The organism is Vibrio sp. 1159 (genome assembly GCF_033340395.1).
GTDB lineage: Bacteria > Pseudomonadota > Gammaproteobacteria > Enterobacterales > Vibrionaceae > Vibrio > Vibrio alginolyticus.
The window spans coordinates 87,014-96,741 of sequence record NZ_JAWOWL010000019.1 but is presented as its reverse complement, the minus strand read 5'-3'; the positions used below and the strand labels follow the sequence as shown (position 1 = coordinate 96,741).

The 9,728-nt window shown below is 40.6% G+C and carries 8 protein-coding genes; 5 read left to right on the top strand and 3 right to left on the bottom strand.

Annotation, left to right across the window (positions count from 1 at the left end):
- Window positions 1-398: 398 nt before the first annotated feature.
- Both R7127_RS15685 and R7127_RS15680 read right to left on the bottom strand, forming a co-directional pair.
- Window positions 399-851, bottom strand: coding sequence for a DUF6998 domain-containing protein (locus R7127_RS15685; protein WP_072875433.1), 453 nt, complete (start codon window positions 849-851; stop codon window positions 399-401).
- A 177-nt stretch (window positions 852-1,028) separates the two neighbouring features.
- Complete coding sequence (locus R7127_RS15680) at window positions 1,029-1,523, bottom strand: GIY-YIG nuclease family protein (protein ID WP_072875435.1); 495 nt, start codon at window positions 1,521-1,523, stop codon at window positions 1,029-1,031.
- Between the two features lie 530 nt (window positions 1,524-2,053).
- On the opposite strand from R7127_RS15680, the gene R7127_RS15675 reads away from it, so the two are divergent.
- Window positions 2,054-3,628 carry an AAA family ATPase gene (locus R7127_RS15675; RefSeq protein WP_072875438.1) on the top strand — a complete coding sequence of 525 codons (1,575 nt, stop codon included), beginning with the start codon at window positions 2,054-2,056 and terminating at the stop codon, window positions 3,626-3,628.
- Window positions 3,625-4,176, top strand: a complete 552-nt coding sequence (locus R7127_RS15670) for an HNH endonuclease (protein WP_318148458.1) — start codon at window positions 3,625-3,627, stop codon at window positions 4,174-4,176. Before R7127_RS15675 ends, R7127_RS15670 begins: the two co-directional genes overlap by 4 nt.
- A gap of 539 nt (window positions 4,177-4,715) precedes the next feature.
- Here R7127_RS15670 and R7127_RS15665 read toward each other — a convergent pair.
- Window positions 4,716-5,876, bottom strand: coding sequence for a hypothetical protein (locus R7127_RS15665; RefSeq protein ID WP_072875442.1), 1,161 nt, complete (start codon window positions 5,874-5,876; stop codon window positions 4,716-4,718).
- Window positions 5,877-6,058: 182 nt separating this feature from the next.
- Here R7127_RS15665 and R7127_RS15660 point away from each other — a divergent pair, with 182 nt between their 5' ends.
- The 3 genes from R7127_RS15660 (at window position 6,059) to folD (ending at window position 9,668) form a co-directional block, all read left to right on the top strand.
- Window positions 6,059-7,279: a ParB/RepB/Spo0J family partition protein gene (locus R7127_RS15660; RefSeq protein ID WP_072875444.1), complete on the top strand. Its 1,221-nt coding sequence runs from the start codon at window positions 6,059-6,061 to the stop codon at window positions 7,277-7,279.
- 404 nt (window positions 7,280-7,683) lie between these two features.
- Window positions 7,684-7,884 (top strand): hypothetical protein, encoded by a 201-nt coding sequence (locus tag R7127_RS15655; RefSeq protein ID WP_072875449.1) that lies wholly within the window; start codon window positions 7,684-7,686, stop codon window positions 7,882-7,884.
- 923 nt (window positions 7,885-8,807) lie between these two features.
- Window positions 8,808-9,668, top strand: coding sequence for a bifunctional methylenetetrahydrofolate dehydrogenase/methenyltetrahydrofolate cyclohydrolase FolD (gene folD, locus R7127_RS15650; RefSeq protein ID WP_005382297.1), 861 nt, complete (start codon window positions 8,808-8,810; stop codon window positions 9,666-9,668).
- Window positions 9,669-9,728: the final 60 nt, after the last annotated feature.

Below are 9,728 nucleotides of genomic sequence, written 5' to 3'. Positions count from 1 at the left end.
CTGAAACTCAGTATATTGTATAAAAGTCGCTCAACTTTAGGAGGTTTGGTTTCTCGTCTGAATTACGCAACAAAGCCGTATGCGCACTTTCCCAGTTCCTGCTTATGTTCAAGTCCTTTATGAAGACGTAAGCGATGTAATTAAGGCTATTGAAGAGCACTCGTAGTTCATTCGGTTACGTCTGTAAGGTTATAGATTCAAACATTTTATATTGATTAGAAATTCTGGCCAATTTAGTCGCACTTAAATTTTTCGGATTAAAGCTCTAAATTGTTTTGGGGCGAAGACGTGATAGCGAAGATCTTGCTGCCACGTCTATAGACAAAAGTGAGTTTGACCTGACGCTACAAAGTGGCCCGTGCAGGTAAATATGAGTATCTTGAAAGCATAGTCGTTTGTTATGTGCGAATGTTGAACACCTTATCTGGATAGCCTTCAAAAAACGACTTTCCACAAGAGTATGAACCTGAATACGTCTTGTTCATTGTCTTAATCAAGCTCTGATCAAATCTGTAGATAAGGAAGTCGTCACTTGGGCTGTCTGTTGAACGAAGTATGCTATCCCCCCCTAGCACTACCAAACACTCATCATAATTATCAGGGTTACCGAGGTTGATGTTTGTTCTTGTAGTAGAGCCATGGAATTTAATCTGAACCTTTGTGCCACTGGGACTAGTTCCATCGAACCCTACCTGTCTACCACACTTCGCTAGTTGTAAATCATAAAGCCCAGCACAAATAGTCTCAGATATATCACCTAGATACTTATCCGATCTAATAACATCAGTGTCCTTTAGGGCTTGAACAGCTATGAAGAAGTTTTTAATTGCTTCCTTCTGGACTTGTTTCACTTAATACCTCTCTAGAACATAACGCATTGAGGTGTGAGCAACGCTAACGCCTGACCTAAATTATTGCACCGTAAATACGAAACCCAACCTTGAACTGAAAATGCCCAGCGTTGGGAGAAGTGGACGTCTCTGGACAAAAGAATGTTAGAGACGTTGCTTCAACAGTCTTATATGAGATTAAAATGAATTGTATTTGTCTTTCATCGCTAAATTAAAATAGTGTTTACTTAACACTTCAGCAAAATCAACTTCACGATATTTGATCCCCCGATAGTCCCAGTCTTCTTCAATTAATTCGCTAATTGTATAGATGTAATCAGCGGCTAATTCATGTCCTCCAAAAATTTGATGTGGGATCTCAAGTTGTTGCCTAGTTGGTAGGTTAATCTGATCTATAGCCATATCTTCGGTGACCAGATGGAAAAACTCTCTCTTGTCGTTGACTCTATGCCCCGCCATACGGTCATGTGCAATTTTTTCAGCTCGTCCCATATCCTCAACAAGCCATAGTTGTTGAACATACATGAGTTCAGCAGTTCCTGTAGTATGAAGTTCCTGCCTACGCCTAATAGGGTCGTTCGTCAAACCAATTTTTATTTCATTGGGGTTGGTGGTATTAACAAAAATGTAAATATAACCATGCTTCTGAAGGTCTTCTGGTAGTTTTTCCATGATGGTTCTCTATTCATTGCTACTATGGAACAAATATAAACTGTTAGTCTGAATCATTCCGTGATTAAACTCGATCTACAGTCAACACTAGTCATTCAGGTGTCTATTTCAGCCATCGTAATTCACCACTAAGAAGTTATAATCTAGAGTAGCTTTCTAGCTCGAAGTTACTAATGCAACGATTCTTCTCTCTAACACATTTCGGGGCAAAACTGTTTCAGCCATCATAACTTCGAGTCACGTCGATCACGGAATAGCCTACATAACCATACCAATTGCTTGAGCAACATCAGCTTTTTCTTTCTTATTAAAGGCGCTGCATATTATGATTGTGGAACATGTGCTTTAATCTACGTTCTCCATTATGGAATCAACAAAAAGGCTCAGGAGCGTTTAAGATGTGTGATTGATTGGTACGCCAATTTTAAATCGCGCTAAGTATGCTAGAAATCGACGAACGCTTCTTGAAATAACAGTTATCTCCAAACCCCAAAATTTAGGTAAATACAGTTTGCAAGCAGGATCTAGAGATGAATTTTGTAGTTCTTGGTAGAAATGAAAATACATTTCAATCAGTTAACACTGCCTTTCTGACAATCGATCATTGGAACGATTACTCCTTTGTCACAATGTTCTACCTGACAGTATACGATGAGAAAGGAATAAAACATGATATTGGTAATGTAAAAATAGCCTTTAAGGGGCAAACTACCGAGATAAGTACACATACAACACTGCGTAAACAGTTTTCCGTATTAGGTGATCAATATTTCTCGTTAGGGTCTGATGTTAATTATTATAAAAAACTAAACCAGCTAAGCACTGCGCTTAAAGAAGCCATTTTAAAGTCTCTTGAAGATATCGTTTATAAGCCAGAAAAGATAAAAGTTATTGAAGATGAGGATGTTTTAAACACTTCTCTTTTCCGTGGTATCACTTTATCAGATGTTCATGGTCAGTTTTCGAGAGTTTTAGCTGGATTAGCTGAATTATCTGATTTCGACTTCAACTTTGTACGAAATAACTTAGAAGGCTTGTGCGACCTAAAAATACCTTTTAAAGTAAAAGTAGGTTCAATCCCAAGCACTAACATCCATGCTTTTATTGGTCGAAACGGGTGTGGTAAAACGACTATCTTAAATGGGATGATCAACGCAATAGCTAACCCTAACGATGGAAACTGCTACTTTACTGAGGATAACTCTTTTTTTGAGTCCAGAATCCCTAATGGTTACTTCCGCTCTCTGATATCAGTATCTTTTAGTGCCTTTGACCCATTTACGCCACCTCAAGAGCAGACAGACCCTGCGAAAGGTACGAAGTATTTTTATATTGGCCTAAAGAACAGAGGCAACAACGACGAGCTTAATTCTCTAGAAGACCTACGTAAAGACTTCGTTTCAGCGTTAATAGGTTGTTTACGTAATGAAGATAAAAAAACAATTTGGCTTGAAGCGATAAACAAATTAAGTAGTGACCAAAATTTCGAAAATATGGGGTTAAGCATTCTTAATACAAGGTATCAAAATTTAAAGCAAAGTTACCCTAGTGCTCAAGTTGACAGTGAACATTTTAACGTTTTGTTTTACAACGATATTCATAACTACTTACGTCGTATGAGTTCAGGGCATGCGATCGTACTATTTACGATAACTAGATTAGTGGATACGGTAGGTGAAAAATCACTCGTATTATTGGATGAGCCAGAAGGACACCTACACCCACCTCTTCTCTCTGCATTTCTGCGTACTTTGAGCGATCTACTTTACATCAAAAATGGGGTCGCAATAATTGCTACACACTCCCCAGTTGTTCTTCAGGAAATACCAAAGTCCTGTGTTTGGAAAGTTATACGTTCAAGAGAAGTCATAAGCACGGAGAGACCAGAGATAGAAACATTTGGAGAAAACTTGGGCGTATTGACACGTGAAGTGTTTGCACTCGAGGTCGCCAATTCGGGTTATCATTCTTTGTTAACTAAGTCAGTTGATTCAGGTGCATCATATGAGGATATTTTGGCTGAATACAAAGGGCAAATTGGGCTTGAAGGCCGAACCGTCTTAAAGGCCATGGTTTTAAATAGGGAAGCTGGAAAATTACAATGAAAAAGCTAAGTCTTCCTAATATATCTTTTAATGATATGTTAACTAAGTGCTCTCAAGGAATGGAACAAGTAAATGTTCGTAAGAACTTCATTTCAGTATTTCCAACTTTTCAAGCAAAAGAGCTGCAATATAGAACACTAAGTATGGGTGGGAATTTATACACTTACCCTAAAACTGAGCCTTTAACCAACACGACTCAAGTCGTTGGCCACCTTACTAAATCAAAGCTAATTAATTTATATGAAAACAACCTGAGAAATAAGGACAAACCTGCAAGAGAGTACTACGATTCATTACTAGTATCTTCTGGAGAGCGTTGCCCGTTTTGTGGCGATATTGGTCACACGAAAAACTTAGACCACTTTTTGCCCAAAGCTCACTTCCCTGAATTCTCAGTTATGCCGCTTAACCTAGTGCCTTCGTGTCGTGACTGTAACATGGGGGAAAAAGGGCAGACTTATGCAATTCGCGCAGATGATCAAGCCATTCACCCATATGTTGATAAAAACATCTATTATCAACATATGGGTGTTTGCAGAGTACATTGATGAGGATGATGGTGCACTACGTTATTACGTCCGTTGCCCAGCAGCTTGGAGCCTAGAAGACAAAAATCGGGCTGAAAACCACTTCAATAGTTTAGATCTAGCAAGCCGATACCGCTTAGAGGCAGGCAAACACTTAAGTGAAGTAATCGACCAAAGGAATGCGTTTATAGATGTAATACTCAGCTTTAATGCGCATGCTACACCACAAGCAATAAGAGATGCATTTGTTAATGCTAATCTCCAGCCCATTATAAATTCAGGTCAATTTCCTAATCACTGGAAAAAAGTAATGTACCAGTGTTTAGCTAACTCGCTCGCGTTCTTTGAGAGATGAATGTAAACCTGAATGGTTCTCGTGGCACGCACTTCCGGGTAATTTTGGTAAGGTATATACACATTAGCAAAAGGTATATGAGCTGTTATTCCAACTAACAACTGGGCAATTCTGTGCTTGTCATCTCTGCTAGCTCGCTGCTGGATTAAGACTGAGAAAGAACTAGGTAAACAGAAAAATAGCTTACTATTATTAATGGTAAGCTTCATTCCCCGATCACTTTCAAGAAGTACTCCTTCAAACCCAGCCTAAACTGGCGTGTAGAGTTTGCGGCATTTTTATAAATACGCCCCTGAGCATCCAACTCCATCACAGAGCAGTTTTCCCAATGCTTAGCCTGCTTGCTGTAGTCAAGGTTCCCCAGCTCTCGCCCTGCATTTTCAAGTACGTCAGGCGACATGCCATTCGTCACAAGTTGATGAATAACTAGGCCTAATGCTTGCCAAACCTGAGGAGATAGTTGATATCCTGAGCGATTATTGACGAACGATTCTTTCAAAGATTTCAGCCATCCTCTCATGAATGCAGAAATGTTACTCATATAACCACCTGCAAGTACCGATGTTAAACTCTCTCCCGATTCCAATGTTATGTCTTTAGGCATCTTACTGTACTCTTGAGTGCCAGCTCCTGCTACCGCACCAACGAGTAACTTAAACAGAACATATTGGGTGGTAATAGTACTCTCAGACACCTTTACGTGTTTAGCATCAAAGTTGACACCACCATAAGACTCGATATCAGTGTCTTTGATTAACTGAAGAATAAATGGGCGTAATGGGAAGTCACCTTCACCAGACAAGTTGTTACCTTCACTAACATGAGGCAGATTTAGAGCTGTGTCGAAGAGCGCACTTTTTTTAAATAAATGAACGATATCTGCGGCATTCAAGCCGACCTCATCATCAAAAATAACCCGAACTTCAACATCTTCCATTGCTAATCGCTGCCGAGCGAGGCTTTTTTGATTGATTTCTTTCACACTTAACCTTGAGCTAAACAAGAAAGTCTTAATTCCCAGCATTCTGCAAATAGCTACGAAAGTCAGCACATTACCAACAATATAGGTACTGCTCGAATTGAAAGTCAAAGATGACAGGTTGCGAGAAGCCCCATCCAAGACAGGCTTCCCCTCAATAGCAAACGTTATAGAAAGTGGTGCAAAAACTTTGCCTTTGACCACACGCTCCTCAAGCTCGGCTTGAATAGCATTTACTTTATCTAGGTTTGTCGCATTGGTTGCTACATCAATTATCCACTTCAATTCCGATCTAACATTCTCGGCGGAAAAATAGGCATCAATCGCAACCATCGGCATAGTTGTAATGAGGGTTTTACAAGTTTTTCCCTTAGTCGAAAGCAACATGCCAGTTATTTTTTGTTCTAAGGCTTTCAATTCTTTATGTCCAGCATCGTGTTTATCGCAGTTTAATTTACAAATAATATTTGATCCGACATGTATGTCGGATCAATAATATTCAATAGGTACTACCTAATTCGCACTCTTGCACACTATGTTGCCACATACCGAGCAAAGGATAAAAAAACATGACAGAGCCACATATCGGGGATGCCGATGAAATTTCAAATGCAGATCTAGAGAACTCGATTGTAAACAGCCTAGTAAGCCACTTTGACGAAAGTGAACAAACAAGCTATCTAGCCAGTTCAACTAGTCTGCTAAAAAACTCGACCGAGGCACTTTCCCCCACTCAGCTAGAAGATATTTTCAAAGAGAACGCCAAATACTACGCTGGGGTAAAGGCAGTACAAACGACGCTTAAACACATCACCATTTTCATTAGCCCTCAGTTGGCAAGAGATATGTTGAAGTTTTCGAGTCGAGGAACGGTAAACAAAAAAAATAAAAATAGGCGACTAAGTAAGCCCAAAGTAAAAAAATATGCAGAAGCGATGAAAAGGCGCGAGTGGTGTCTAACTGGTGAGCCAATAATCATCTCTTATGAAGGTGAAATTCTGAATGGCCACCATAGACTAGAGGCAGCGTGTGAAGCACGTGTTGGGTTTATAGCGCCTATTACTTATGGAGTCACTGACGATCTAAGCTTTGCCCACATCGATGTGGGAAATATACGCTCAAGATCACAAGTATTGGAGATGGCAGGAGTTCAGGTTAGTGCTTCAGTCCTTTCTCGCGTCGCCATGCTCGCCAAAGCGTTTGACATGACTAGAAATCCATTCGCTTTTCGTGGAACGCAAGGAACATCGTTTCAACCCGCAGAAATACTTGCATATGTGGAAGAGCATAATGAACTAGCACTTTCGGTTCATTTCATCTCAGAGGTGTTTAAAAAGCATCGACTTGAAAGTCAAGCATCTGAAACTATCTATGCGTTCGCGCACTACCTAATCAAAAAACAACTATCTGTTTGCGAGTATAAAGAGTTACCTCTTTGTCCCGAAACTTATCTAACTCGTGTAATCTCCTCATTAGGACTTAGCTCTGAGGAGGATATTGAATATCAGGTTAGGAATTACCTTCAGTCAATTGTTCATGAATCAACATCTTATTCGCTTCTTTGCAAACTATCCGCAATCTTTAAAGGATGGAATTGTCATATTGGTCTCACTATTGCTGGCAACAAAATTGCCGTACGCAGAGTTGCTCGTTATAAAAAAGACCAAAACGGAAATAAAATTCCGCTCCCCGCTGCTGGAAATATTAACGAGCCATTTACAGTCCCATGCCTCCCAAAAGGGCCTACCCCAAAAAGAATTCAGAAACAAAGCAATGTACAAATAAAATAATAGTGGTTGTTAGGCAGGCATTGCGTAAGCCTGCCTTGTTAACCCTAGAGAGTAATGATGACGTTCGATAAGTAAGGGGTAACCTATGAGAGAGCTAGTCCAAGAACTGAGCCTGCTTGATAACAACGCTTTATATTTGTTTACAGTCGACAATGTAAGTCTACAAAGGAATTTCGCCGAATTTGACCTAACTATCCAAGCTTCATCCCAACAGCTTTTGAGCCGATGGAGCATTACATGTAAACGTTGCCTTAAAGCACATATAGATCGAACACACCTAGCCAGAGAGGTAACAATCAAATACGACATATTCATCGTTGGCAGTAGCTACTTTTCAGGGACACACTTTGAAGCTAACAGACTAAGTATTTAATTTTATTAACCATAAGAAAGTGGGATGCAACATGGCCTCAGAAGACATACTGCACATGATACAGGACGAGATGGGTGAGAAGGTAATCGCATCGATCATACTAAGTGATGCGGGAAACCTTATAGTAAAGTATGGAGACAAGATTGTGGTCTATAAAACAGCCATATCGGCAAGACCTGCGTCTGAGCTTTTAAAAATAGTGGCTGATTGTATTAACGAACCATCTATTTAAGATAATGTGTTCAAATCTTAATTGAATTACAAATGAAGAGATTAATTTAATGTTAATTCTGTGAATATGATAAAAACAAATACTCATTTTACTTTTGGTGATAAAACTTTGTACTTTCTTACCACTAAACCATATACAAAAACGGCGTAGCAACTAAGTTGCTACGCCGTTATAAGTATGGCGTCCCCAGTAGGATTCGAACCTACGACCACATGCTTAGCTTACCACTACAGTTTTCACTGCCACTCCAAAATAGAGTGTTTGTAGTCTGGACTATATCTTCATCTTAGTAACCTATGTCTAGGAAATCCGAAGATTTTATACCTTAGATGGAGGGCGCTAATGGTGTATTACGCAATGAGATCGCATTGCTCCACCTAGTCTCTGCACCTTCTCTACACGCTTGTAGAGCTAGGCTCAAGATTGCCACCGCCATTACGCGTTGAGGTTTCCTTGAATTCACCCTCTGCACTGTAATAGTTTCCCATTACAGGCTCCTCTATTAAAGGCACGTGCTCTATCCAACTGAGCTATGGGGACATTGTTTTTCAATGTTATCACTTTCTACAGTAAAGTGGTAACTAGAAATTCTTGGTGGTAACTGCCCGAGCCTAAGTAGTAACCTTACTACTACCTAACACCTTAATTTATGGTAACTCACTCAGTAAGTGGTAACCTTTAGGGGGTTAGAACTGCTCTATCCAGCTGAGCTAAGGGCGCGCTACAGGGACAGGATTATACGAGTTCAAACGGGTAAATCAACGGGTTTTCATAACATTCTGATCTGAATGCCTAAAAAAAGTCCATTAAAACGCTTAATGTTCAAAAACACCACAAAGCAAACGTTTGCGTATGGATGTTAATAAGAAATTCTGCGACAATGCGCCGCAGATAATCTGCCTTCTTAATTTATAAGGAAAGTCATGACTGCTCAAAATATAGACGGAACTCTCATTTCCCAAACTGTTCGATCCGAAGTGGCTGCACGTGTTAAAGCACGTGTTGAAGCTGGGCTACGTGCTCCTGGTTTAGCAGTGGTTCTAGTTGGTGAAGATCCTGCTTCTCAGGTTTATGTCGGTAGCAAACGCCGCGCATGTGAAGAAGTTGGGTTTGTTTCTAAGTCTTTTGACCTTCCTGCGTCTAGCTCAGAAGAAGAGTTACTAGCGCTGATTGATGAATTAAACAACGATGATGAAATTGACGGCATTCTAGTGCAATTACCCCTTCCTGCGGGCATAGACACAACACATGTTTTAGAGCGCATTCACCCAGAGAAGGACGTGGATGGCTTCCATCCTTACAACGTTGGTCGTCTTGCGCAGCGTATTCCAAAGCTTCGCTCTTGCACGCCAAAGGGCATAATTACCCTACTCGACCGTTACAACATTGAGCTGCGTGGTAAACATGCGGTTGTGGTTGGCGCATCAAACATTGTTGGTCGTCCAATGACACTTGAGCTGCTGCTTGCGGGCTGCACAACAACAACATGTCACCGTTTTACCAAAGACCTAGAGAGTCATGTGCGTCAAGCTGACGTTGTCGTGGTTGCGGTTGGTAAGCCTAACTTCATCCCTGGTGAGTGGATTAAAAAAGGCGCAGTGGTGGTCGATGTCGGTATTAACCGTCTTGACTCAGGCAAACTAGTTGGCGACGTGGAGTACGACAAAGCACGTGAAAGTGCGAGCTTTATTACTCCTGTTCCTGGTGGCGTTGGCCCAATGACCGTCGCAAGTTTAATTGAGAACACGATGCTCGCTTGCGAACAGTTCCACACAGACAAATAACGTAAAACTTCAGATACGAAAAAGGCTCCGCGAGGAGCCCTTTTGCTAATTGTTGATATC